At 65.3% G+C, this 24,752-nt stretch carries 19 protein-coding genes; 12 read left to right on the top strand and 7 right to left on the bottom strand.

The window, feature by feature from the left end; all coding sequences use genetic code 11:
* The first annotated feature begins 18 nt into the window (after positions 1–18).
* Both ACX9NE_RS16280 and ACX9NE_RS16275 read left to right on the top strand, forming a co-directional pair.
* The gene (locus ACX9NE_RS16280; RefSeq protein WP_459362444.1) at positions 19–1,074 is read left to right on the top strand and encodes a prenyltransferase/squalene oxidase repeat-containing protein; all 1,056 of its coding nucleotides are present in this window, start codon (positions 19–21) and stop codon (positions 1,072–1,074) included.
* The gene (locus tag ACX9NE_RS16275) at positions 1,071–8,444 is read left to right on the top strand and encodes an SDR family NAD(P)-dependent oxidoreductase (RefSeq protein WP_459362445.1); all 7,374 of its coding nucleotides are present in this window, start codon (positions 1,071–1,073) and stop codon (positions 8,442–8,444) included. Before ACX9NE_RS16280 ends, ACX9NE_RS16275 begins: the two co-directional genes overlap by 4 nt.
* A 6-nt stretch (positions 8,445–8,450) precedes the next feature.
* Here ACX9NE_RS16275 and ACX9NE_RS16270 read toward each other — a convergent pair whose 3' ends face one another.
* A complete protein-coding gene (locus ACX9NE_RS16270; RefSeq protein ID WP_459377736.1) occupies positions 8,451–9,176 on the bottom strand; it encodes a MaoC/PaaZ C-terminal domain-containing protein in 726 nt (241 codons plus the stop codon).
* 252 nt (positions 9,177–9,428) lie between these two features.
* On the opposite strand from ACX9NE_RS16270, the gene ACX9NE_RS16265 reads away from it, so the two are divergent.
* The 4 genes from ACX9NE_RS16265 (at position 9,429) to ACX9NE_RS16250 (ending at position 12,521) form a co-directional block, all read left to right on the top strand.
* The gene (locus ACX9NE_RS16265) at positions 9,429–9,710 is read left to right on the top strand and encodes a phosphoribosyl-ATP diphosphatase (protein WP_459362447.1); all 282 of its coding nucleotides are present in this window, start codon (positions 9,429–9,431) and stop codon (positions 9,708–9,710) included.
* A 2-nt stretch (positions 9,711–9,712) separates the two neighbouring features.
* Positions 9,713–10,558 (top strand): ATP phosphoribosyltransferase, encoded by an 846-nt coding sequence (gene hisG / locus ACX9NE_RS16260; protein WP_459362448.1) that lies wholly within the window; start codon positions 9,713–9,715, stop codon positions 10,556–10,558.
* 107 nt (positions 10,559–10,665) lie between these two features.
* Positions 10,666–11,148: a DUF4126 domain-containing protein gene (locus ACX9NE_RS16255; protein WP_459362449.1), complete on the top strand. Its 483-nt coding sequence runs from the start codon at positions 10,666–10,668 to the stop codon at positions 11,146–11,148.
* Positions 11,145–12,521: an FAD-containing oxidoreductase gene (locus ACX9NE_RS16250; protein ID WP_459362450.1), complete on the top strand. Its 1,377-nt coding sequence runs from the start codon at positions 11,145–11,147 to the stop codon at positions 12,519–12,521. Before ACX9NE_RS16255 ends, ACX9NE_RS16250 begins: the two co-directional genes overlap by 4 nt.
* A gap of 492 nt (positions 12,522–13,013) precedes the next feature.
* Here ACX9NE_RS16250 and ACX9NE_RS16245 read toward each other — a convergent pair whose 3' ends face one another.
* Complete coding sequence (locus tag ACX9NE_RS16245) at positions 13,014–13,868, bottom strand: RecB family exonuclease (RefSeq protein WP_459362451.1); 855 nt, start codon at positions 13,866–13,868, stop codon at positions 13,014–13,016.
* Between the two features lie 74 nt (positions 13,869–13,942).
* Between ACX9NE_RS16245 and trmI the strand changes: the two genes are divergently transcribed.
* Positions 13,943–14,785, top strand: coding sequence for a tRNA (adenine(58)-N(1))-methyltransferase TrmI (trmI, locus tag ACX9NE_RS16240; protein WP_459362452.1), 843 nt, complete (start codon positions 13,943–13,945; stop codon positions 14,783–14,785).
* Between the two features lie 83 nt (positions 14,786–14,868).
* Here trmI and ACX9NE_RS16235 read toward each other — a convergent pair whose 3' ends face one another.
* Positions 14,869–15,162, bottom strand: coding sequence for a DUF503 domain-containing protein (locus ACX9NE_RS16235; RefSeq protein ID WP_306240087.1), 294 nt, complete (start codon positions 15,160–15,162; stop codon positions 14,869–14,871).
* A 3-nt stretch (positions 15,163–15,165) separates the two neighbouring features.
* Positions 15,166–15,777: a hypothetical protein gene (locus ACX9NE_RS16230; RefSeq protein WP_459362500.1), complete on the bottom strand. Its 612-nt coding sequence runs from the start codon at positions 15,775–15,777 to the stop codon at positions 15,166–15,168.
* Between the two features lie 274 nt (positions 15,778–16,051).
* Here ACX9NE_RS16230 and arc point away from each other — a divergent pair, with 274 nt between their 5' ends.
* On the top strand, positions 16,052–17,881 hold the full coding sequence (gene arc, locus ACX9NE_RS16225) for a proteasome ATPase (protein ID WP_459362453.1): 1,830 nt from the start codon (positions 16,052–16,054) through the stop codon (positions 17,879–17,881).
* 13 nt (positions 17,882–17,894) lie between these two features.
* Here the strand turns inward: arc and ACX9NE_RS16220 are convergent, their stop codons facing one another.
* Positions 17,895–18,536, bottom strand: coding sequence for a hypothetical protein (locus ACX9NE_RS16220; protein WP_459362454.1), 642 nt, complete (start codon positions 18,534–18,536; stop codon positions 17,895–17,897).
* A gap of 9 nt (positions 18,537–18,545) precedes the next feature.
* On the bottom strand, positions 18,546–19,736 hold the full coding sequence (locus tag ACX9NE_RS16215) for a hypothetical protein (RefSeq protein ID WP_459362455.1): 1,191 nt from the start codon (positions 19,734–19,736) through the stop codon (positions 18,546–18,548).
* A gap of 116 nt (positions 19,737–19,852) precedes the next feature.
* Between ACX9NE_RS16215 and dop the strand changes: the two genes are divergently transcribed.
* From dop to prcA, 4 genes are all read left to right on the top strand, one after another.
* A complete protein-coding gene (gene dop, locus ACX9NE_RS16210) occupies positions 19,853–21,349 on the top strand; it encodes a pup deamidase/depupylase (RefSeq protein WP_459362456.1) in 1,497 nt (498 codons plus the stop codon).
* 101 nt (positions 21,350–21,450) lie between these two features.
* Positions 21,451–21,645 carry a ubiquitin-like protein Pup gene (locus ACX9NE_RS16205; RefSeq protein ID WP_065049939.1) on the top strand — a complete coding sequence of 65 codons (195 nt, stop codon included), beginning with the start codon at positions 21,451–21,453 and terminating at the stop codon, positions 21,643–21,645.
* The gene (prcB, locus tag ACX9NE_RS16200; RefSeq protein ID WP_459362457.1) at positions 21,642–22,508 is read left to right on the top strand and encodes a proteasome subunit beta; all 867 of its coding nucleotides are present in this window, start codon (positions 21,642–21,644) and stop codon (positions 22,506–22,508) included. Before ACX9NE_RS16205 ends, prcB begins: the two co-directional genes overlap by 4 nt.
* Complete coding sequence (gene prcA / locus ACX9NE_RS16195; RefSeq protein WP_459362458.1) at positions 22,505–23,314, top strand: proteasome subunit alpha; 810 nt, start codon at positions 22,505–22,507, stop codon at positions 23,312–23,314. The genes prcB and prcA overlap by 4 nt, the downstream gene beginning before the upstream one ends.
* A 5-nt stretch (positions 23,315–23,319) precedes the next feature.
* Here the strand turns inward: prcA and ACX9NE_RS16190 are convergent, their stop codons facing one another.
* The gene (locus ACX9NE_RS16190; RefSeq protein WP_459362459.1) at positions 23,320–24,669 is read right to left on the bottom strand and encodes a PP2C family protein-serine/threonine phosphatase; all 1,350 of its coding nucleotides are present in this window, start codon (positions 24,667–24,669) and stop codon (positions 23,320–23,322) included.
* Positions 24,670–24,752: the final 83 nt, after the last annotated feature.

Below are 24,752 nucleotides of genomic sequence, written 5' to 3'. Positions count from 1 at the left end.
TCCGGCGAGCGGCCCCAAGTGAAGATCGAACAGTCGTTTTGGGTTGTATTCTGGCCGCGATCGATACATCACGCGGCAGAGGAATTCGGGATGCTCTGGTCGGCTCTTGGGCTTCGTCCTGTGCCGGTTGATCGAGTTGTCACCGAGGCAGTCGGATACTTCCGGCATTGTCTGCAACCAGACGGTTCCGTTGCGAGTGATCCGACTTCACGACTATTCCGGGAATGGGACACCGTCAACGCCCTGAAGGCCATCGCCTCATGGCAGCGGGTAGTTCCGCTCAACGTAGCTGACATCGTCGATCCTGCCCTGGGTTTCCTTGCGGCACAGGAAAAACCGGGAGGTATGTTGAGTTGGGGTGGAGCTGAGATCGCATCTGACCGGTACTGCACCGAGACGAGCAGCGAGTACATCACTGCGCTCACGCTGCTCGGCAGAACCGATGAGGCGCGCGTCAGGGCGCGGTTTCTGCGGGACAGGCAACGAGCAGACGGCGCCTGGGAAGAAACGCACAGTCACATCCCACGGGCGTTTCAGTTGGAGGCGTCGGTGACCGGATTCGCTTTGCTGGCACTCGATGGGCTCGATATCGAACCGCTGCACCTGGACGAAGCGATGAATTTCCTGGCAGGCAAGCAGCATCCGGAGGGGCATTTTGGAATCAACTGGTATTACTACGCTTCGTATTACTATCTGATGCGGCCTTCGGTGGCGGCTCTGATGAGGTTCGCCAGTTATCCGCAGGTCGCCGCGGCGCGCGATTTCGTGTTGGCCCGGCAACGGCCTGACGGAAGCTGGTTCAGCCGCGCGGACGGCTCAGGCCAGACGGCTTCGACCGAATTACACACGGCGCTTGCCCTCGGTACCCTCGCCGGCGCGGGTGTGCCAGCCGACTCAGCGGCCGTGCTTCGCGCTGTCACGTGGCTGCTCGATCATCGCCGCGCCGACGGCTCATGGTTTGGCGGGGACTATCCGTATCCGAAGTCCGACGGCTATCGGGAATTCCATGCGCCTCAAGATGTTTTCGCCACGGCACAGGTACTCACCGCGTTCAGGGAGCTGGAGTCGTTGTGAGTACTACAGCCGACGAACCCGTGGCCGTGATCGGCATCGGCTGCAGACTGCCCGGGCGTATCACCGACCACCGATTGCTGTGGCGGGCCCTCGAGCAAGGCGTCGACGCGATCGGGCCGATCCCGCCCGACCGGTGGGACGCCGAGCGCTTCTATTCGCCGAGTCCGCAACAACCCGGTCGAATGAACACCCGTCGGGGCGGTTTCGTCGAAGACGTCGATGCGTTCGACGCGGCATTCTTCGGCATATCCGCTCGCGTCGCCGAGCAGATGGATCCCCAACAGCGCCTACTTCTCGAAGTGTGCTGGGAAGCGCTCGAGGATGCGGGCATCGTGCCCGGTGAGCTCGCGGGTGGGCGAACCGGCGTGTTCGTGGGTGCCTGTAGCCAGGATTACGGAGGTCTGCAATCGGCACCTGGAGAACTGGAGGGCCTGGGACCTCATTCGGCCAGCGGCACCTTCATGAGCATCCTGTCCAACCGTTTGTCCTACACGCTCGACCTGCGTGGTCCCAGCATGACCATCGACACGGCCTGCTCTTCGTCCTTGGTTGCCGTACACACCGCGGTGCAGAGTCTGCGGCGAGAAGAAAGCGACCTGGCCCTCGTCGGTGGCGTAAACCTCATGCTGACACCGCAATTCACCATTGCCCTGAGCCAGGCCGCGATGCTGTCACCGGACGGCTGGTCGCGGGCGTTCGACGCGTCGGCCAACGGTTATGTGCGCGGTGAGGGCGCCGGCGTCGTGGTGCTCAAGCCGCTGGACAGGGCCCGCAGGGACGGTGACCGCATCTATGCGGTGATCCGGGGCACTGCGGTCAATCAGGATGGACGCACGCAGGGAATCACGGTCCCCAACGGGCATGCGCAGGAGGACAACTTCCGGGCCGCGTTGGCCGCCGCCGGAATTGCGCCCGCAGAGGTCGGCTACATTGAGGCGCACGGCACCGGAACGCCGGTCGGCGACCCGATCGAAGCCAATGCACTCGGGCGGGTGCTGGCTACCGATCGAGGGCCGGACCGGCCGGCGCTGCTGGGCTCGATCAAGACGAACATCGGCCACCTCGAGGCCGGCGCCGGCATCGCCGGCCTCATCAAGGCCGCCCTGTGCGTGCACCATCGGCGAATCCCCCCTAGCCTGCACTTCCGCAGCGCCAATCCCGACATCGACTTCTCCGGTCTGCCAATCGCTGTAGCGACGAATGCTCAACCCTGGCCGGCTCACCAACCCCGCGCCGTCGCCAGTGTCAACTCATTCGGGTTCGGCGGCACGAACGCCAACGTCGTCGTAACCGAAGCTCCCGACGAATATGAGCCGGCACCGACGACGGTGCCCCCGCACCCCAGCGTGTTGACGGTCAGCGCCCGCACCGAGGCTGCCCTCGACGCCCTCGCCGCGCAATACGCCGATCTCTTGCAGGCACGCTCGCTCAACCTGGAATCGCTGGGTGCGGCGCTGGCCTTGCGGCGCACCCACCATGAGCACCGAATAGCCGTGGTGGCCGGCAATGCGGAAGAGGCTGCAGCGAAATTCCTTGCCGGACAGGTTGTGCGCGGACACGCGTCACGCGGCGGGCGGAAAATCGCGTTTCTGTTCAACGGGCAGGGACCCCAGTGGTATGCGATGGGGCGAACCTTGCTGGAAAGCTCCCCGGTGTATCGGGCGGCGATTCTGGAATGCGACCGGCTTGCCGGGCAGTATCTGGACTGGTCGATTCTTGAAGTGCTGACTGCTGACGAGGCTTCGTCGAAAATAAGTGAAACTCAGTATCTGCAGCCCGCCATGTTCGCGGTCCAGGTGGCTCTGGTGGAGCTGTGGAAATCCTGGGGTGTGCAACCGGGCGCGGTGCTGGGGCACAGCATGGGTGAGATTGCCGCCGCGTACGTCTCGGGGGCGCTGAGCCTGTCCGAGGCGCTGAGGGTGATCTGCACCCGCGCCCGAATCCAACAGAAGGCCGACGCTTCGGGCGGAATGATGTACGTCGCGCTGCCCGCATCGGACGCGCGCGAGTTGTGTTTGCGCAAGCCCGACCAGCTTTGGGTGTCGGCGGTCAACAGTCCGCGCTCGGCCACCTTGTCCGGTCGCAGGCCCGCATTGCGTGCTCTGGCAACCGAACTCGACGACCGCGGCATCTACACCAAACTTCTGCAGGTGAACTGTGCCTGCCACAGCCCCGACATGGAGCCGTTGCGCGACGAGCTACTGGACGCGCTGGCCGGACTGCAGGGCAACGAGACGACCATCCCGATGTATTCGACGGCCACCGGCGGCAGGATTGAAGGTCCCAAACTCGGCACCGACTACTGGTGGGACAACTTCCGCAATCCGGTGTTGTTCGAGCGGGCGGTTCGCTCACTGCTGGCCGACGGGTACGACACCTTCGTCGAGGTGGGACCTCACCCGGTATTGGCCAACTCCCTCAACGAGATCGCCCCCGGGGCAGTGGTGGTGTCGTCATTGGTGCGTCACAAAGACGACTGGGCAAGTTTCCTCAATGGATTCGCCACGCTCTACACCAGCGGCTGCCCGATAAACTGGCGGCAGCGCTATCCCGGGGGTGCCGCGGCGCTCGACTTGCCGACGACCGTGTGGGCGCGCCAGCGGTTCTGGAACGAGAGTCCACTTTCACGCCGCTATCGCACTGCCGCACAACAGCATCCGATGCTGCGACGGGTCGATGGTACGCGGCCCTCCTGGGAGCTCGACTGGGACGATCACCGGCTGTGGTGGGTGCGTCACCATCACGTACTCGGATCGGTCATCGTGCCGGGAGCCTGCTATGTCGAAGCCGCGTTGCACGCCGCTCGTGAAGTGACCGGTCGCGCCTGTGCGCTGGAGTTCGTCGAATTCGAGCGGGCCTGTGTGCTTTCCGGTGAACCACAAATGACCAGACTCGAACTCGACGCCGAGCAGGGCACTTTCGAGTTTCATCAGCGCGCGGTCCGCGGTGACGGCTGGACGCGCAACGCCCGCGGGCGATTCCATCCGGCCGCCGTTCAACGAACCGGACCATACGATGTCGACGCCATCTTGTCGCGCTGCACGAAAGTTCATAGCGCAGTTGACATCTACGGTGACTGCGCGAAGAAGGGATATGTCTACGGGCCGGCATTCTGCGGAATCGACCGGTTGCACCTCGGAGCGGGTGAGGCGCTTGCCCGCATCCGGCTACCGCGGATCTTGCGTAACCGATTGAGCGGGTACGTCTTCCATCCCGCCGTCCTCGACGCCTGTTTCCAGAGCGCGATACTGCATCCGTCCGGTGACCGACCCGACGACCTGTTGCCGACCAACTACCTGCCCACCGGAATCGAGCAGGTTCGTCTCTACCGTGACGACGCATTGCCCGCGTGGAGTTACACCCGGCTGCGCAGGCAAAACGATGCCTTGGTGGTCGACATTCATCTGCTGGACGAGCGGGGGGAGGTGATCGCGGATTTCACTCCCTTGACGGGCAGAGCGGTCCCACGATCCCCGGCAGCTGAGAGTCGCATCGACAATGACTTCTACCGTTTCGTGTGGCACCAATCCGAACGGAGCACTCAATCGCGCTGTAGCGCACTGACCCTGGGACCCGCCGACCTGCGCGAGGTACTCGATCGCCAAGCTCGTACGCTGGCCGCGCGACTGGACCGACACGTCTACGCCACCACATATCAACAGGATGTACGGGCGCTCTGCGCCGCCTATGTGGCCGCCTGTCTTGATCGTCTGCAGCCGCCCACCGAATTCACGGTGGGCGACATTGCCGCTCTGGTGCCCAAGTATCACCGCGCCTTTGGCGGCATGTTGCGGCTGCTCGTCGAGGACGGTTCGCTCAGTGAGCGCGACGGGCGGTTCTGCCGGACTGCGGCTGCGCACCCCGGCTCGCCCAAGCAGCACGTCGATCCGCAGCAGTTATGGGCCGAAATCTTCGTGAACTATCCCGAGAGTGCATGGGAACTGCTGCTCTTGCAACGAACCGGAGGCCGGCTGCACGACGTGCTGACCGGTGCGGTCGACCCCTTGCAATTGCTGTTCCCGTCCGGCGCATCGACGGACATTGAACCCATCTACCACAATTCGCCGATCTCCCGGCTCTACAACATGCTGGCCCGCACCATCATCCGGCGCCTCGCCGACAGTGCCGATCCGCGGCGAACGCTGCGCATCCTGGAAGTCGGCGCGGGCACCGGTGGATTGACGGCGAACCTGCTCCCGACCCTGCCAGCGCAGCGCTGCACGTACGTATTCAGCGACGTGTCGGCGGCATTCGTGGCGGCCGCGCGCGAACGCTTCCGCGACTACGATTTCGTGGACTACCGGGTGCTCGACCTCGAACATGACGTGCCGGCAGAGGAATTCGCCCCGGGCTCCTTTGACCTGGTGATCGCCGCCGATGTGGTGCACGCCACCACCGACGTGAAGCGAACTCTCGCCAGGCTTCACACCTTGCTCGCGCCTGGAGGCGCGCTAGTGCTGGTCGAAGCCGCTCCTGACACTCCTTGGCTCGACCTCACCTTCGGTCTGACGGCGGGTTGGTGGTGCGCCGGCGACCTCGACCTGCGACCGGAGGGCCCGCTATTGGAGCCGCGAACCTGGCGGGAAACGTTGCGTTCCGTCGGGTTCGACGATGTCGCCGCTGTCGGTGATCCCCACCACTGCGGCGCCGGCTCCCAAACATTGCTGATGGCCCGGAGGCCCCGGGTCGGTGCGCAGCAGCAGCCTGGCTCGAGCACTGCGGAACGCGCGGGGACCTGGCTGATCCTGGCCCGCGCCGATCCGCTCGCTGAGCAACTCGCTGCCCGAATCGAGTCACATGGTGGCCGGGCCGTCGTGCTGGACAGCCTCGCGGACGATCTCGTCGAGGTGGTGACTCCGGACGGAATCGTCGACCTGCGCGATGCCGTCGGGCTGCCGATGGATCAGGCTGTGACCGACTCGTCGGTCCGCCTTGTCGAATTGCTCAAGATCGTTTGTCGCGGCGGCGACCATCAATGGCCGCGGATGTATGTGCTCACCCGCGGGGCCCATGCTCTGCACAACGATCAGGTCAACCTGTCCGGTTCGCCCGCGTGGGGACTGATTGCCACGGTGCGCCTTGAATTGCCGCAGTTGCATTATGCGGTAATCGATCTCGACTCGACGCCCGTGCCCGGTGAAGCGGACGCGGTCTGGGCGGAGCTGCGCACCCGCGACCACGAACGGGAGATCGCGCTGCGCGGCGGGACGCGGTTCGTGCGCAGACTGGTTCGCGCGGCAGTTGAGCCGGACACGGTGTCCGCCGCCGCCCTGCCGTCCGGTGTCGGATTCGAACTCGGCGCAGCGACCGCGGGATCACTGGACGAATTGCGCTACCACACCGTGAAACGTCGGGCCCCCGACACCGGCGAAGTGGAGATCGAGGTGCTGGCGACGGGCCTCAACTTCCTGGATGTGATGACCGCGCTCGGGCAGGTGCCGCCTTTGGAGTCCACCGAGAGCTACCGCTTCGGCGCCGAGTGCGCAGGAATTGTCACCCGGGTCGGCGGCGGCGTGTTCGACATCGCTGTCGGCGAAGCGGTAGTGGGGATCATCAGCGCACAGGGAGCGGCTGCCGGCTACCTGACGCTGCCGGCCACCGGGGTAGTCGCCAAGCCTGCCAACCTGAGTTTCGAAGCCGCATGCTCGCTGCCTATCGTTTTTCTCACGGCCTGGTACGGCTTGGTCAAACTCGCCCGGCTGAGGGCCGGCGAACGGGTCCTGATTCACGCGGCGGCTGGCGGCACGGGGCTGGCGGCCGTGCAGATCGCGCGCCATCTGGGGGCCGAGGTGCTCGCGACCGCGGGTAGTCCGGCAAAACGTGAACTACTGCGGACGCTCGGTGTCCGGCATGTGTTCGATTCGCGCTCCATGGATTTCGCCGACCATGTTCGGTCCGCCACTGGTGGCGCCGGAGTCGATGTGGTGCTGAACTCGATCGCTGGGGAGTCGGTGTCGCGCACCCTCGGGTGCCTGGCGCCCTACGGCCGGTTCGTCGAGCTCGGTAAGCGAGACCTGTTGAACGACAGACGAATCGGACTGCGCCCGTTTCTGAACAATCTGGCCTTCTTCAGCTTCGATCTGCGTCAGCTGATGGTGGACCGGCCGGCTGAGGTGCACCGCGAGCTGGCGCTGCTGATGGAGCGCTTCGCAGCCCGCGAGCTGCGTCCATTGCCCTATCGCGTGTTTCACCCTGCTGAGACCACGGCAGCCTTCCGGCACATGGCCGCCGCTCGGCATGTGGGCAAGCTCGTTCTCGCGATGGCTGAGCGCGAATTCCCGGTGGTGCAGGCCCCGCAACCGCCATCGGTTCACGGAACGTGGTTGATCACTGGCGGCCTTCGGGGTTTAGGGCTGGCGATGGCCGAACACCTGGTAGACATCGGGGTGCGCCACCTGGTGTTGATCGGACGTTCTCTGGTGCCCGATGAGCAATGCGCCACCAAGATAGAGGACTTACGCGCACGCGGGACACACGTCGACGTCGCGGCCGTCGATGTCAGCTCACGCACGGCAGTTGCCGAGCTGATCGACCGGATCCACCGCGAGCTACCGCCGCTGCGCGGCGTGCTGCATTGCGCGATGGTTCTCGACGACGCGCTGATCACCGACCTGGACCCCGCGCGGATCACCGAAGTGCTCGCACCGAAAGCGTTCGGTGCCTGGCATCTGCATCAGCTGACTTCGCACTTACCGCTGGAGGCGTTCGTACTCTTTTCCTCTGCCACGTCGATGATCGGCAATCGAGGTCAGGCCAATTACGCGATGGCCAACGCCTTCCTCGACCATCTCGCCCAGGCCAGATCGGTCAGCGGACAGCGGGCGCTCGCCCTGAACTGGGGTGCGGTCGCCGACGTCGGCTACCTGGCCAGGCACGGCGAGATTGGCCGGATCGTCGCCATGACCGGCATGCGCTCCCTGACCTCGGCCCAGGCGTTCGATGCGATGACGACGCTGTGGGGTGGTCGACAGCCGCAGGTCGGTGTATTGCCGGTGAACTGGCCACAGTTCTTTCGCCACCACGGCCTGGACGTTCACACCGAGCCCAGCTTCGAGCATGTCCATGCTGCCGGCCCAAAGTCGCCGGACACCGATGAGCTCACCGGCTCGCTGTCCCAGACCGGCGAGGCTGGTGGCGAGTCGGTGGCGGCCGCGATCGGGGCTCGCGTTGCCGCGATGCTCGGCATCCCCCGCGACGATCTGGATGCGGACATGCCGTTGATGGATTACCTGGATTCGCTGCTCGCCGTCGAGATCGGCGCATGGCTGGAGCGTGAGTTCGGGACCAAGATCACCATCATGGAGCTGATGCGCGGGCCGAGCGCCAGGGAACTCTCTGCGCTGGTGATGGCCCAGCTGGACCTCACGTAGTCGACATCACGTGCGGGCATTCTGCATCTGCAGTATTCCCGAAAGAACCGGAATGTCGCTTCGCTCGGGCGCCGACGTGACGAATATGCACTGCCGCCCGTCCGCCCACATGCGGGTGCGCAGGAGGTCGCCCGGGAAAACCACGTGCAGGAACCGCGCCGAATAACGGCGCACCCGAGTGGGATCGTCAGCCAGCAGCGTCTTGACTACCGTTGCGCAGACAATGCCGTAGGTGCAGACACCTTGGAGAATCGTTCGGGGGAAACCCGCGGCTTCGGCGAACGCCGGATCGGTATGCACGTTGTCGGTCATTTTGCTGCCGTGAATGTATTTGTGGTAGTCGATCGCCTGGCTGGCCAGTGTCCGGGTATCGGTCACCGCAGTCGGTTCGCAATCCGGCGCCGCGTGTGTCGCAGTTACGTGGGCAGCTCTGGAAGCGCCGTCGACCCAGGCGTGGATACGCGACGTCGCAGTGACCAATGGCTCGCCGTGCGTGTCGACGATCACGGCGCGCTGGACCAGGACCGCCGCGCCCGGATGATCCTCGACGTCGACAACTTGGCCGCAGGACTGTGACTGCGCGTGCGTGGGAAGCGGTCGGTGCACCACCACTTCTTGTTCTTCGTGCAGCAGATCGCCGCGGTTCATTCGAATTCCCGGGAAACAGATCTCCGGTCGCTGTGGCCGCAGAAAATCTGGTGAGGCCACTCCGAAAACGCCTGGTGCAGTCATCGCGAAGGTGGGCAAGACAGCTTCACCACCAAACCGGCAAACGGCGCGATGGTAACCGCTCACGTCCGCGGGCGACCACTGGAATTCCTGCTGCGGCCACCGCAGGCCGATGGCGGAGTCACGATCGATGAACATCGTTGTCAGTTTCCGTCCCAGCGTGCGCTGACGCCACAAGTCGTGCCCTGACGTCGTCCATAATTTACGCGTCCCACAGTCGCACGCGTGCGTAGCCGTCACGGCGTGCGGCGGCACATGAAACAATCGCTCGTCGTGAAGACCTTCGAGGAGCTGTTCGCCCAACTCGGTGAACGTGCCCGCACCCGCCCGGCGGGCAGCGCCACCGTGGCCGCGCTGGATGCCGGGGTCCACGCTCTGGGCAAAAAGATCCTGGAAGAGGCCGGCGAGGTCTGGTTGGCAGCCGAACACGAACCCGACGAGGCGCTGGCCGAGGAGATCAGCCAATTGCTGTATTGGACGCAGGTGCTGATGATCTCGCGCGGTCTGTCCCTCGACGACGTTTATCGGAAGCTGTGAGCATGTTGCGCATCGCGGTGCCGAATAAGGGGGCACTGAGCGAACCGGCCACCGAGATCCTGTCCGAAGCCGGCTATCGCCGTCGTACCGATCCCAAAGACCTCACCGTCATCGACCCGGTCAACAACGTGGAGTTCTTCTTCCTCCGGCCCAAGGACATCGCCATCTATGTCGGCTCGGGAGAACTCGATTTCGGGATCACCGGGCGGGATCTGGCGCTGGATTCCGATGCACCCGTTCGGGAACGGCTGGCGTTGGGTTTCGGGTCCTCCAAGTTTCGCTACGCTGCCCCGGCGGGCCGGGACTGGACGCTGGCCGACCTGGCCGGAAAGCGGATCGCGACCGCATACCCGAATCTCGTGCGAAAAGATCTGGCCGCCAAAGGCATTGAAGCGACAGTCATCAGGCTTGACGGTGCGGTCGAGATTTCGGTGCAACTCGGGGTCGCCGACGCCATCGCCGATGTGGTGGGTTCGGGCCGCACCCTGAGCCTGCACAATCTGGTGGCTTTTGGTGAGCCGCTGTGTGATTCGGAGGCTGTGCTGATCGAATGCGCCGAGGGCCAATCCAGCGCGGGGCGTGATCAACTGGTAGCCCGGGTGCAGGGTGTCGTTTTCGGTCAGCAATACCTGATGCTCGACTACGACTGCCCGCGTGCGGTGTTGGACCGGGCGACATCGATCACACCCGGACTCGAATCGCCGACCATTGCACCGCTCGCCGATCCCGACTGGGTCGCCGTCCGTGCGTTGGTGCCACGCCGGGGCGTCAACGGCATCATGGACGAACTCGCTGCCATCGGAGCCAGAGCCATCCTGGCATCGGATATCAGGTTCTGCAGATTCTGACCCTGTGCCGGGGAGTAGCTGTGTTAGCGTCCCGCTGGGACCTGTGATTTGCGCGGGCTTTCCCGATATCGTCGCCAGGCTGGATGTCTGTCCCAGGAGGGATCGCTGTGACGCAGGTTCTCGTTCTTGTTCTCGCATTGTTGATCGGCGTGGTCGCCGGGTTGCGGTCGCTGACGGCTCCGGCCGCGGTAGCCTGGGCCGTCTTCCTCAGTTGGCTGAATCTCCACGGAACGTGGGCGTCTTGGGTCGGCAACCTGGTGACGGTAGTGATACTGAGCGTTCTTGCCGTTGCCGAACTGGTCAACGATAAATTGCCCAAGACACCACCGCGCACCGTGCCACCGGTATTCGCCGTCCGCCTCATCACCGGCGGATTCGCCGGCGCGGTCATCGGCACCGCTTGGGGATTCAAGTTCGGTGCGCTGGGTGCAGGGGTCGTCGGCGCGGTGTTGGGCACCCTCGGCGGCTTCCAGGCGCGCCGGGCGTTGGTGGCCAAGAACGGCGGCCATGACCTGCCGATCGCGTTGCTCGAGGATGCCGTCGCGGTGCTCGGTTCGTTCGCCATCGTCGCCGCGGCAGCCGCCCTGTGACGCGGCCGCAGCAATTCGACGCGATCGTTGTCGGGGCCGGCCAGGCCGGACCACCGCTGGCCGGCCGGCTCAGCGCCGCGGGACAGCGGGTCGCGGTTATCGAACGCCGGCATGTCGGAGGGACGTGCGTCAACTACGGATGCATCCCGACCAAGACCTTGGTGGCCAGCGCGCACGCCGCACACCTGGCCCGCCGCGGCGCGGAATACGGGGTCCGAACCGGTCCGATCACCGTGGACATGGCAAAGGTCAAAGCCCGCAAAGACGGCATCATGCTCAAGGATCGCAATGGTGTCCAGGCGTGGTTGGACGGCATGGCGGGCACCACGGCGTTTCGCGGGCACGCTCGCTTCGAGGACCCGCACACCATCAGGGTCGGTGACGAACTTCTCCGGGGCGACCGGATCTTCCTCAATGTCGGGGGCCGCGCCGTGATCCCGAACATCCCGGGTCTCGCCGACGTCGACTATCTGACCAACGTCACCATCATGGACCTCGATGAGGTGCCCGACCATCTCGTTATCGTGGGTGGCAGCTACATCGCGCTGGAGTTCGCGCAGATGTACCGCCGGTTCGGCGCCCGGGTGACCGTGGTCGAGCGCGGCCCGCGGCTCGCCTCACGTGAAGACGAAGACGTCTCCGCCACCATCCGGGAAATCTTGGAAGGCGAGGGCATCGACGTCATTACCGGGGCCGACGATGTGCGGCTTGCCAAGCGCAACAGTGGATTTGAGCTCACGCCGCGTTCCGGCGCGGATCCCGTCGAGGGCAGTCACTTGTTGCTGGCGGTGGGACGCCAACCCAACACCGACGACCTGGGCCTGGCCGCCGCCGGTGTGAAAACCGGCGCCCGCGGTTACATCGAGGTTGACGATCAGCTCAGGACCAACGTCGACCACATCTGGGCGCTGGGTGACTGCAACGGCAAGGGTGCCTTCACCCACACGTCCTACAACGATTTCGAAATAGTTGCCGCCAACCTTCTCGATGACGACCCGCGCCGGGTCAGCGACAGGATCACCACCTACGCGCTGTACATCGACCCACCGCTGGGGCGGGCCGGCATGACGGTCGAGCAGGCCCGTGCCTCGGGGCGCAAGTTGCTGGTGGGCAAGCGACCGATGACCAGGGTCGGGCGCGCCGTGGAAAAGGGTGAGACGCAAGGGTTTATGAAGGTCATCGTCGACGCCGAGACCGACGAGATCCTCGGTGTCGCCGTCTTCGGGGTGGGTGGTGACGAGGCCGTGCACTGCGTCCTTGACGTCATGTCAGCCAAAGCGCCTTACACGACGTTGTCGCGCACGATGCACATTCATCCGACGGTCAGCGAGCTGATTCCCACGGTGCTGCAGGAGATGTCGCCGGTCCACTGAGCCCGGCCCACTGGTCGGAACGCGTGCGGGCCGCCCCGTGGTTTGTTGGACCGTGCGGGGGAGAAAACGAAGTACGTTGCCGGGCAATCTCATTACCCCGGCCCTCCAGGTTTTCGATTGCCGCGCATGTGGAAGCACTCGGTGAAACACCGAGAATCGCTTACGGCGCAATGTCGCGAGGAGACCTCGCACGAGTGAACCAAATTTGGCCAATCAAGCACGAAAAGGCTTGGTGGACTCCGTGGTGCAGCCGAACAGCGGATCGAGGCCGACGTCCATACGGCGTCGGAATCGGCACGAGACCGGGTGGCCGGGAGAACCAGAGCCGTCGAGAAGGTCGCATCCCGGGCTGCCGATTCGAAGTTAAACCAAGTGAGTCTCCAGCGTCGCGAGGCCGCGGCAAAGCGCGCTCAGGCGAAGCGGGTGCAGGACCTGGCGCACGCCGGGAAGCAGAAACGACAGGCCGAGCGCGGCGGCTCCTCCGGAGAGCCGTCAGGCCGCCGGCTCGGTCGGCCGGTTGAGCGCGTACTGCGGCCAGCCCGGGTAGGGCGGCGGCGTCCCGCCGAAAGCGGGGCAGTGCGCCTGGTGCGCACACCAGTCACACATGCGCGACGGACTGGGCCGGAAATCCCCGGTCTGACCCGCGGCCTGGATTGCGCGCCAGATGGCCATCAGCGTCTTTTCGAACCGCAGCAGTTCGTCGTGGTCGGGCGCGTAGTCGAGCACCTGAGCGTCGGCCAGGTAGATCAGACGCAGCCGGGCGGGCAGCACACCGCGCGACCGCAGCAGTGCGACCGCGTAGAACTTCATCTGGAACATCGCCTTGAACTCGGCCAGCGCCCGCGCAACCGGCGGCGCTTTGCCGGTCTTGTAGTCCACGACGCGTAGTTCGCCGGTGAGTGCGACATCGATGCGATCGATGTACCCGCGCAGCAACGTGCCGTCGGACAGTTCCACTTCCACCCGCTGCTCGCAGCATTGCGGGTCGAACCGCGTCGGGTCCTCCAACCGGTAGTAGCCCGACAGCAGAGCACGGGCTTCGCCGAGCAGTTGGGCGCGCAGGTCTGGGTCGAGCCCATCGGCAAGTTCGGTGTCCGCTGCGACCACTCGGTCCCACGCGGCATCGAGCAACGTGAGAGCGGTGTCCGGGCCGCGTTGCGCCGCCGGCAGGGCGTAAAGCTGCTCGAGGGCGGCGTGCACCACCGAGCCGCGAAGCTGCGCCGTCGACGGCGCCTCCGGCAACCGATCGATGGCCCGGAACCGGTACAACAGCGGGCATTGCTTGAAGTCGGCGGCGCGCGACGGCGACAGTGCCGGCCGAGCGCGCGGCTGCAGCGGGTCCGTCATAGTCGCAGCCTAGAACCGGGCGGTGACAAACCCCGAGCACCGGCTGCGGCGAGTCGACTGGCACGCTGTACGCCGTGTCAGCAACCGGTCCGTTCACCGCCGGCGAGCGTGTGCAGCTCACCGACGCCAAGGGCCGTCATTACACGATCACACTGACTCCCGGCGCCGAGTTCCACACCCACCGCGGCCGCATCGCGCACGACGCCGTGATCGGGCTGGAACAGGGCAGCGTGATCAAATCCAGCAACGGCGCACTGTTCCTGGCGTTGCGCCCGCTGTTGGTCGACTACGTCATGTCGATGCCCCGCGGGCCCCAGGTGATCTATCCCAAAGACGCCGCGCAGATCATCCACGAGGGCGACATCTTTCCCGGTGCCCGGGTGTTGGAAGCCGGTGCCGGATCGGGCGCGCTGACTCTGTCGTTGCTGCGCGCGGTGGGACCGCAGGGTCAAGTGGTCTCTTACGAACAGCGCGCCGACCACGCCGAGCACGCCCGCCGCAACGTCGCGAATTTCTTCGGCCAGGCACCACAGAACTGGCAACTGATCATCACCGACCTCGCCGACTCGCAACTGCCCGACGGCTCGTTCGATCGCGCCGTGCTGGACATGCTGGCGCCCTGGGAGGTGCTGGACGCGGTGTCGCGGCTTGTGGTCGCCGGCGGCGTGCTGGTCATCTACGTGGCGACGGTCACCCAGCTGTCGACGGTGGTCGAGGCGGTGCGCGCGCAGCAGTGCTGGACCGAACCGCGGTCCTGGGAGACGATGCAGCGCGGCTGGAACGTCGTCGGGCTGGCGGTACGGCCACAGCATTCGATGCGCGGGCATACCGCGTTCTTGGTGGCTACCCGCCGGCTCGCACCCGGCGCGGTAGCCCCGGCGCCGCTGGGCCGCAAACGGGTGGGCAGGGACGGCTGACTCGCGTAACTCGCGAGCAGCCGTGAAATCGCCCATTACTACCCTGACTGCAGGCGCTTTCATGTCTGCTAGTGAGCGACGGGTCAATCGTCGCTGCGGTTGAGCCCGCGCCGCACCGACAACAGTTCGAACTCCGGATGCGCGGCGACCAGTCGTTCGGCTGCATCGAGCACATCCACCGCGTGCGCGCGGTCTCTGGAGACCATGGCCACGCCGATGCCGGCCCGGCGATGCAGATCGTGTGAATCGGTCTCGGCGGCGGACACACTGAACTTGCGCTGCAACTCGGCGACCACGGGCCGGATCACCGATCGCTTCTGTTTCAGGGACCGCACGTCGCCCAGCAGCACGTCGAATTCAAGCCAACCGATCCACATCGCTCAGGGTGTCGGCGACGGCGTCACGGTGGGCCCGGCCTCGGGGCTCGGTGCCGGGGGTGGGGCCGTCGGGGGCGACGCGGCTGCCGAACTTCGCGAGTTCTGCAACGCCAGCAGCATCTCGGCGGTCTTGCGGGACAGTTGCCAACCGCCCAGATATGGCGTGAATTCCATCGGGAAGGTGAACTCGCGCCGGTCCGGATTGGCGGTGGTGATGACGACGGTGGCCATCACGTCGGAGGGATCGGTTGCCGACCAGGCGATGTTGTTTGTCGCGAACGTCATCGGCAGGTAGCCGCCGTCGCGCGCGGCATTGGTGAACCGGTCCAGGGCGGCGGCCGTCTCGGGCGTCGAGCCTTGAACGAGGCTCAGTTTGTTGCTGCCCGGAATGGTGGGGTCGGCCAGGTGGGACAGCACGTCGGTGAGCGCCGCAGGCGCGGGCAGGGGAATACTCGGCGGAGTCGCTGCGACGACCGAGGTGGTCGGCGGCCCCGGCGTTTGAGTCGAGTCCAGTTGCCGCGCAGTTTTGTGCGAGCACCCCGCAACCAACATCGCCGACATCGCCGCCGCCGTCACGATGGCGGCGCTCCGTGTTACGCAGACGTTGCCCGACACCAGGCGCCGACTCAATTGGGTGCCATGAACCAGATTGCGTTGCACGTCACACCGGGGTCCGCGATGGGGGTGACCAAGACGGTCAGAACGCCTGTGGCTAGGGATTTCACGGTCACGGAAGTCCTTTCGCTCGGCCGGAGTAGAAGCCGAGATTACCAGCGTGACCCAACTTGTAACTTTCAAACGGTATTTGACTGCGCACATCAAACGCGGTTGGCCGGTAGCGTTGAGGGTATCCGCCACACCTAATCCTGGTGCGGGAAAGGAGCGCAACATGGGTGACTCAGAGCGTTCTGAAGCATTCAAGAACCCCCGCGATATCCCCCTGTCCAGCGACGATGCTGCCGAACTCGAACAGCTGCGGCGCGAGGCCGCGGCTCTGCGTGAGCAACTCGACAACGCGGTTGCCCACCAAGGCCCGGCGCGCTCCGCGCGCGATGTACATCAGCTCGAGGCCCGAATCGACTCCCTTGCGGCCCGCAATTCCAAATTAATGGAAACTCTTAAAGAGGCCCGCCAACAGCTGTTGGCGTTGCGGGAGGAAGTCGATCGGCTGGGGCAACCGCCGAGCGGCTATGGCGTCCTGTTGGGCACCCACGACGACGAAACCGTCGATGTGTTCACCTCCGGTCGCAAGATGCGGCTGACGTGCTCGCCGAACATCGACATGTCGGTGTTGAAGAAGGGCCAGACGGTCCGGCTCAACGAGGCGCTGACGGTCGTCGAGGCCGGGACCTACGAATCGGTCGGTGAAATCTCGACGTTGCGCGAGGTGCTCGGAGACGGCCACCGTGCCCTCGTGGTCGGCCACGCCGACGAGGAGCGCATCGTGTGGCTGGCCGAGCCGCTGGTCGCCGAGGATCTGCCCGTAGGCCACCCCGACGCCCTCAACGACGACACCCGGCCGCGCCGGCTCCGCCCGGGCGACTCGCTGCTGGTCGACACCAAGGCCGGATACGCCTTCGAGCGCATTCCGAAGGCCGAGGTCGAAGACCTGGTGCTGGAAGAGGTGCCCGACGTCAGCTACGAGGACATCGGCGGCCTGACGCGCCAGATCGAACAGATCCGCGACGCCGTTGAGCTGCCGTTCCTGCACAAGGAGCTCTACCGCGAATACGCGCTGCGTCCGCCCAAAGGCGTGCTGCTCTACGGCCCGCCCGGTTGCGGTAAGACGCTCATCGCCAAGGCGGTCGCCAACTCGCTGGCCAAGAAGATGGCCGACCTGCGCGGCGACGACGCCCGCGAGGCCAAGTCGTACTTCCTCAACATCAAGGGCCCTGAACTGCTGAACAAGTTCGTCGGTGAAACCGAGCGCCACATCCGGCTGATCTTCCAGCGGGCCCGCGAGAAGGCCTCCGAAGGCACCCCGGTCATCGTGTTCTTCGACGAGATGGATTCGATATTCCGCACGCGCGGCACCGGTGTCTCCTCCGACGTGGAGACCACCGTGGTCCCGCAGCTGCTGTCCGAGATCGACGGCGTGGAGGGGCTCGAGAACGTCATCGTGATCGGCGCTTCCAACCGTGAGGACATGATCGACCCCGCCATCCTGCGCCCCGGCCGTCTTGACGTGAAGATCAAGATCGAGCGACCGGACGCCGAAGCCGCGCAGGACATCTTCTCGAAGTACCTGGTCGAAACGCTTCCGGTGCACGCCGACGACCTCGCCGAGTTCAACGGCGACCGTAGTGCCTGCATCAGGGCGATGATCGAGAAGGTCGTCGAGCGGATGTACGCCGAGATCGACGACAACCGGTTCCTCGAGGTCACCTACGCCAACGGCGACAAGGAAGTCATGTACTTCAAGGACTTCAACTCCGGGGCGATGATCCAGAACGTGGTGGACCGCGCGAAGAAGAACGCGATCAAGTCGGTGCTGGAGACCGGTCAGCCGGGTCTGCGCATCCAGCACCTGCTGGACTCGATCGTCGATGAGTTCGCCGAGAACGAGGACCTGCCTAATACCACCAACCCCGATGACTGGGCGCGGATCTCGGGCAAGAAGGGTGAGCGGATCGTGTACATCCGCACCCTGGTCACCGGCAAGTCGTCGAGCGCATCGCGGGCCATCGACACCGAGTCGAACTTGGGGCAGTACCTGTAAGCAGTTGTGGGCGCTAACTGACCAGCGAATAGCTGTTGGTCAGGTCGTCCTGGATCACCTGTGCAGCCTGGGTGGTGGTATCTACGCGCAGAGTTTCGGGCAGCACCCGCGCATGGTATGACCATCCCGCGGGCAGGTTGAGCCGGTCTCCGAGCTTGGGCAGGTCGGCGCGCGACAGCGTCGGATCGACGACCTGACTCCAGGTCTGCATGACCCACTGCCGGCCGTGCGGGTCCTGAAGTTCGTACACCTGCTGGCCGGCGTCGAAGACGAAAACCGTGTTGCGGTTCACCTGATTCACGGTGTAGGGCGTCGGGTTCATCGATGCCAGCAGCACAGTGGCCTGCAAGATCATGTCGATGCCGCCGAAGTTCTTGATGATCTGCGGGCCCTGCTGATTTTTTTCGATGCTGTTCATCAGCCAGTAGCGCGGGCCGTTCAGCACTGCGGTGGCGGCACCGTTTTCGGTCGCGATCGCGTGAGCGTCCAGCGCCGACCACAGTTCGGCGGGGCAGTCGTTGAGGGGGAAGCTGTTGTAGACGGTGGCTTGGGGGCCTGCCTCGCCGGGCGTTACGAGAAGCACTTCGCCGTAACGTTTTCCGGAAAGGTCGCCCGAATCTTGGTGGGCTGCTGAGGGCGGTTGAGGGGCTGACACAGGGTGAACCTAATCACCCAGGTCAGCGCCGTCAACACTGGTCACCGGCGCGTTCGCCATTCGATTGCGGTAGCGGTTGCGCGCGGTCAGGGTGGCGTGCAGGTCAGCGATCAGCGGGTCGACGAAATTCGACCGGTAATCGTCGTCGCCGGCCGCGCGGGCGCTGATGTACATGAACGTCAATGCACCCAGGAACAGGCACAGGCGAAGCAGGGAATCAGGCACCGGGACCGTGAGGCCCATGACGGTCGCGTCGTCGTCGGTGGTGCGCGCCCACTCCTCGAGCAGGGCGGGTGTCAGCACGATCAGGCCGAGGATCAGATAAATGCCGGCCGTCAGCGCCGCCACCACCGCGATTTGCGCCAGCTGCGAGGCAGCCAGCACGAAGATCACATTGACGCGCTCGGCTCGGGTCAGCCGGGGACTGCCCGAAGGGTCGGGCATGGTCTCGAACGGCGTGCCGGCCAGGCGCTCGGCGTCCTTGGGCACCGCTGCCGGTGACCGCAGCATCGGCCGGACCCGCTCGGCGGTCGCCGAGACGACGAACGCCGCGGCGATGCTGACCAGGAAGAACATCGCCAGGGCGAGGCGTTCGCCGCTGATGGTTGCCGACATCAGCCAGACGTTTCCGTTGAAGAACACCAGGGTCGTCAGCAGGACCACCGGCAGGGCCCGCACCGCGAGACCGCCGATCGAGGTCAGGTGCGAGAGCGTCATGCGAGTCGCCCACCCGAGGACTGATCCGACTCCGCAGCCGGTCAGGACCATGAACACCGCTGCGGTGACGGCAGCGTTGTAAAGGTGGGACGGGCCGGTCTGCACGACGATGACGATTGCCACCACGGTGATCGCCGCGGTGGACGCCACCGCCAGGTAGCGGCGATCAGAAATGCGGGAAACCAACCAGCCGGCAACCGCCATGGCTACCGGCGCGAGTGCGATGAGCCCGAGCAGCAGCCAGTCCCTGGCCGATGGTTTGTCGTCGATGACGACGTCTTTGCCGCCGGTGAGGAGCAGGACGGGCACCGACCAGAAGTGCAGGTTTGCATACGCCACCAACATGGGAGCTGACCGTGACCACAGCCGCCGCCATCGACCTCGCATCGTCAACACCGAGGGCAGACCGCGTTTCAAGAACCAGCTTTCAGCCTCGTCGGTCACCGACGCCCGGCGCGCCCACGAGCGCAGAAAAGGGCCCATGGCGGCTCACCTTAACGGCGGACAGCCGCGGTGCGTGCGCATCGCGAGCCGCGGAATTGCGGCGCCAGCCACCCGCTCCTGATCGGGGAGCGTAGCGGGACCGTAGTCTTTAACTCATGCAACGGATTATCGGGACGGAGGTCGAGTACGGCATATCCTCGCCGGCGGACCCGACGGCCAACCCGATCCTTACTTCGACGCAGGCGGTGCTGGCTTACGCCGCCGCCGCCGGCATACAGCGCGCCAAGCGAACCCGCTGGGACTACGAGGTCGAGTCGCCACTGCGCGACGCGCGCGGCTTCGACTTGAGCCGCTCGGCCGGCCCGCCCCCTGTGGTCGACGCCGACGAGGTCGGTGCGGCCAACATGATCCTGACCAACGGCGCGCGGCTCTACGTCGACCACGCTCACCCGGAGTACTCGGCGCCGGAATGCACCGATCCGATGGACGCGGTGATCTGGGACAAGGCCGGCGAGCGGGTGATGGAGGCCGCGGCCCGGCACGTCGCCAGTGTGCCCGGGGCAGCAAAGCTTCAGCTCTACAAGAACAACGTGGACGGCAAGGGCGCGTCCTACGGGTCGCACGAGAACTACCTGATGTCGCGGCAGACGCCGTTCTCGTCCATCATCGCCGGGCTCACCCCGTTCCTGGTGTCCCGACAGGTGGTGACCGGTTCCGGCCGGGTTGGCATCGGGGCTTCCGGGGACGAGGCCGGTTTCCAGCTGTCGCAGCGCTCGGACTACATCGAGGTCGAGGTCGGGCTGGAGACCACCCTCAAGCGCGGCATCATCAACACCCGCGACGAGCCGCACGCCGACGCCGACAGGTACCGCCGCCTGCACGTCATCATCGGCGACGCCAACCTGGCCGAGACGTCGACGTACCTCAAGCTGGGGACCACGGCGCTGGTCCTCGACCTGATCGAGGAGGGCGTCGATCTGAGCGACCTCGCACTGGCCCGTCCGGTGCATGCGGTGCACGCGATCAGCCGGGACCCGTCGCTACGCCAGACCGTCGCTTTGGCGGATGGCCGGGAACTGACTGCTCTTGCGCTGCAACGGATCTATCTGGATCGGGTGGCCAAGCTGGTCGACAGCCGCGACCCGGATCCGCGAGCATCACATGTGGTGGAGACCTGGGCCGAGGTCCTCGACCTGCTCGAACGTGATCCCATGGAGTGCGCCGAGCTGTTGGACTGGCCGGCCAAGCTGCGACTGCTGGAGGGGTTCCGGCAACGGGAGAACCTGAACTGGTCCGCTCCCCGCCTGCACCTGGTGGACCTGCAGTACTCCGATGTGCGGCTGGACAAGGGCCTGTACAACCGCCTGGTGGCGCGCGGCTCGATGAAGCGACTGGTCACCGAACCGCAGGTGCTGGCGGCGGTCGACAACCCGCCGACCGACACCCGCGCGTATTTCCGGGGCGAATGTCTGCGCCGCTTCGGGGCCGACATCGCCGCGGCGAGCTGGGATTCGGTGATTTTCGATCTGGGTGGCGATTCGCTGGTCCGGATTCCGACACTCGAGCCGCTGCGGGGAAGCAAGGCGCACGTCGGCGCCCTGCTCGATTCGGTGCACAGCGCGGTCGAACTGGTGGAACAGCTGACGAGCTAGTGGTGGTTAGACCGACGAATTGTCGGTGCGCAACGGTAGGGTAGAGAAAAGCCTGCGGGCGTGTGACGGCGCCCGCGGCTCATGACAAGCAGGAGGCGGCGATGGCGCAGGAGCAGACCAAACGTGGCGGTGGCGGCGGCGACGACGATGACGTCACCGGCGCGGCGGCTGCAGGCCAGGAGCGTCGCGAGAAGCTCACCGAGGACACCGACGATCTGCTCGACGAGATCGACGACGTCCTCGAAGAGAACGCCGAGGACTTCGTGCGCGCTTACGTCCAAAAGGGCGGACAGTGACCTGGTCGTTGCCCGATCGCCTGTCCACCCACTCATCTCAACCCGGATTTCCAGCAGCGGACCTGTCGTCCTTCGCTGACTACCTGCGCCGGCAGGCGCCGGATCTGCTTCCCGCCCGCCTCAGCGGCGTAACCGGGGGCGACCAGCTGCCGCATGGCACCACCATCGTCGCACTGAAATATCCCGGTGGCGTCCTGATCGCCGGCGACCGGCGTTCCACCCAGGGCAACATGATCGCCGGCCGCGATGTTCGCAAGGTCTACATCACCGACGAGTACACCGCGACCGGCATAGCCGGCACCGCGGCAATCGCCGTCGAGTTCGCCCGCCTCTACGCCGTCGAACTCGAGCATTACGAGAAGCTCGAGGGCATCCAGCTGACGTTCGCCGGCAAGGTCAACCGACTCGCAATCATGGTGCGCAGCAACCTACCCGCAGCAATGCAGGGTCTGGTGGCCCTGCCGCTGCTGGTGGGTTATGACATTTATGCGTCCGACCCGCAGCGTGCGGGCCGCATTGTCTCCTTTGACGCCGCGGGCGGCTGGAACATCGAGGAAGAGGGCTACCAGTCGGTCGGCTCGGGATCGATTTTCGCCAAGTCGTCCATGAAGAAGCTGTATTCCCAAGTGTCGGATGCGGATTCGGCGCTGCGAGTCGCCGTGGAGGCGCTGTACGACGCGGCCGATGACGACTCGGCCACCGGGGGACCGGACCTGGTCCGCGGTATCTACCCCACCGCGGTCACCATCGACGCGGACGGAGCGATAGAGGTACCGGAGCGTCGCATCGCCGAACTGGCCCGCGGAGTCATCGAAAGTCGTTCGCGAGCCGACACTTTCGGCCCTGACGGCGGTGAGAAGTGAGCTTCCCGTACTTCATCTCGCCCGAGCAGGCTATGCGCGAGCGCAGCGAGCTCGCGCGCAAAGGCATTGCCCGCGGTCGTAGCGTCGTCGTTCTGGCCTACTCCGGTGGTGTCCTCTTCGTGGCGGAGAACCCGTCGCGGTCATTGCAGAAAATCAGCGAAATCTACGACCGGGTGGGATTCGCGGCGGCCGGCAAGTTCAACGAGTTCGACAACCTGCGGCGCGGCGGAATCCAATTCGCCGACACCCGCGGGTACGCCTATGACCGCCGCGACGTCACCGGCCGGCAGCTGGCCAACGTCTACGCGCAGACCCTGGGCAGCATCTTCACCGAACAGGCCAAGCCTTACGAGGTCGAGTTGTGTGTGGCCGAGGTCGCGCACTACGGCGAAACCAAAGCGCCCGAACTGTATCGGATCACCTATGACGGGTCGATCGCCGACGAGCCGCATTACGTGGTAATGGGCGGTACCACAGAACCGATCATCAACGCACTCAAGGAGTCATACACCGAGAACGCCGACTTGGCCGATGCGCTGAAGGTCGCGGTCAACGCGTTGCGCGCCAACAGCAGCGACAGCGCGAGCAACGGTCAGCCCAGTCTCGGCGTGGCGAGCCTGGAAGTCGCGATTCTGGACGCCAATCGTCCCCGACGCGCCTTCCGCAGGATCAACCGCGCCACACTGGAATCGCTGCTGCAGGAAAAGGAGTCCAGCGACACCGAGGCCACCGAGGCCGCCGAGGACGCAGAGAAGCCGGAAAGCCCGGCGGAACAAGCGGAACCCGAAGGTGAAGCACCCGAGTAGCGACCCTAACGGGCGCTGATGGCCAGTAAGGCGATGTCATCCTCGGGCCCCAATTTGGGGATCAGGGTGGCGAGTTCATCGATCAGACCTTCTGCATCCCGGCCGGCGCGCTCGGCGGCGAACGCGGCCAGGCTGTCCTCGTTGAAAGGGTTTGCACCGCGGCGGGCTTCGACGATGCCATCGGTATAAAACAACAGAGTCTGACCTGGCCGCAGGATCACGTCACATTTGTGAAACTCGGCATCGGCACGCAACCCGACGAGTGCGCCTCCGTCGGAACGGACCATAGCTGCCGTTCCGGTCGTGGGGTCGAGCAGGAGTGCCGGCTGGTGACCGCCGGTGGCGATGGTGACGGCGAAGCCTTGTTCATCAGCCCGCCGCTGCAGGCACCCGAACAGCACGGTGCAGAAGCGCCGTGGATCCAGTTCGCGGAGCAAGACCGAGTTCAGTTCAGCGAGCCCCTGTCTGGGGTCAGCGTAGTGCAACGCGGCAGATCGCAGCGTATAGCGGATCAGCGATGTCACCACGGCGGCGTCGACACCATGGCCTTCGACATCACCGATGAAGAATGCCCACCGATCGTCGCCCAGAGCAAACACGTCATAGAAATCTCCGCCGATACGACGCGGAGAAGCCGGGTGGTAGTGGGCCGCCAGGGACGCGCCCTCGACGGTCGGCAGGGTCGAGGGAAGCAATGTCTGCTGCAGAACCGCCGCGTACTGCTCGGTCATGTCGCGGTCGTACTCCGCGATGTTGCGATCGCGAATGGCGACGTCGCGGTCCTGCTGCGCATCGTCACGCTCACGCTGCGCCTCATTTCGGTCGCGGCGAGCAGTGTCACGCGCCTGCTGGGCGTGGTAGCTGTCGAAGCGGGCGTCGTCGCGGGCATCCTCGGCGGCGTTTCGCAGGCCGCGCTCCACACCCACGGCGTTCAGGGAGGCCAGCCGTAAATCGAGTTGGCCCATCACGATCGACGCCAGGTCCTGCAGGACCGACAGTTGTACGTCCGAGACGGTGCGTGTTCGGGTGTCCATGACGGCGACCGTCCCGAGGCTGTGCCCGTCGGACGTCACGATGGGGGCGGAGGCGTAGAACCGAATCCGGTGTGTGCGGACGAATCGGTTGTCGGCGGTGCGCGGGTCGCTCAGCGCGTCCTGCACGACGTGAGGCGTGCCGCTCATCACCGCAGACGCGCATAACCCGCCGTCGCGTGCGACGTGCTCCATGGACGGCAGGCCGTGCGCCGCCATGAACCGGATATCGTCAGCGCCGACGATCGACACCGTAGCGATCGGCATGTCGAGGGAGCGGGCGGCCAGCCGAGCGATCCGGCTCACCACCCGGTCGGTTGGCATTTCGAGGAGGCGGTAACGCTCGAGCGCTTGCACGCGAGCTGAGTCCGCATCATTGCCTGGAGTCAGATTCTCTGAAATGTCTC

This window comes from Mycobacterium sp. ML4 (assembly GCF_054515735.1).
Note: the sequence above shows the minus strand (reverse complement) of the source record. Positions and strands in the feature narration are given on the sequence as shown.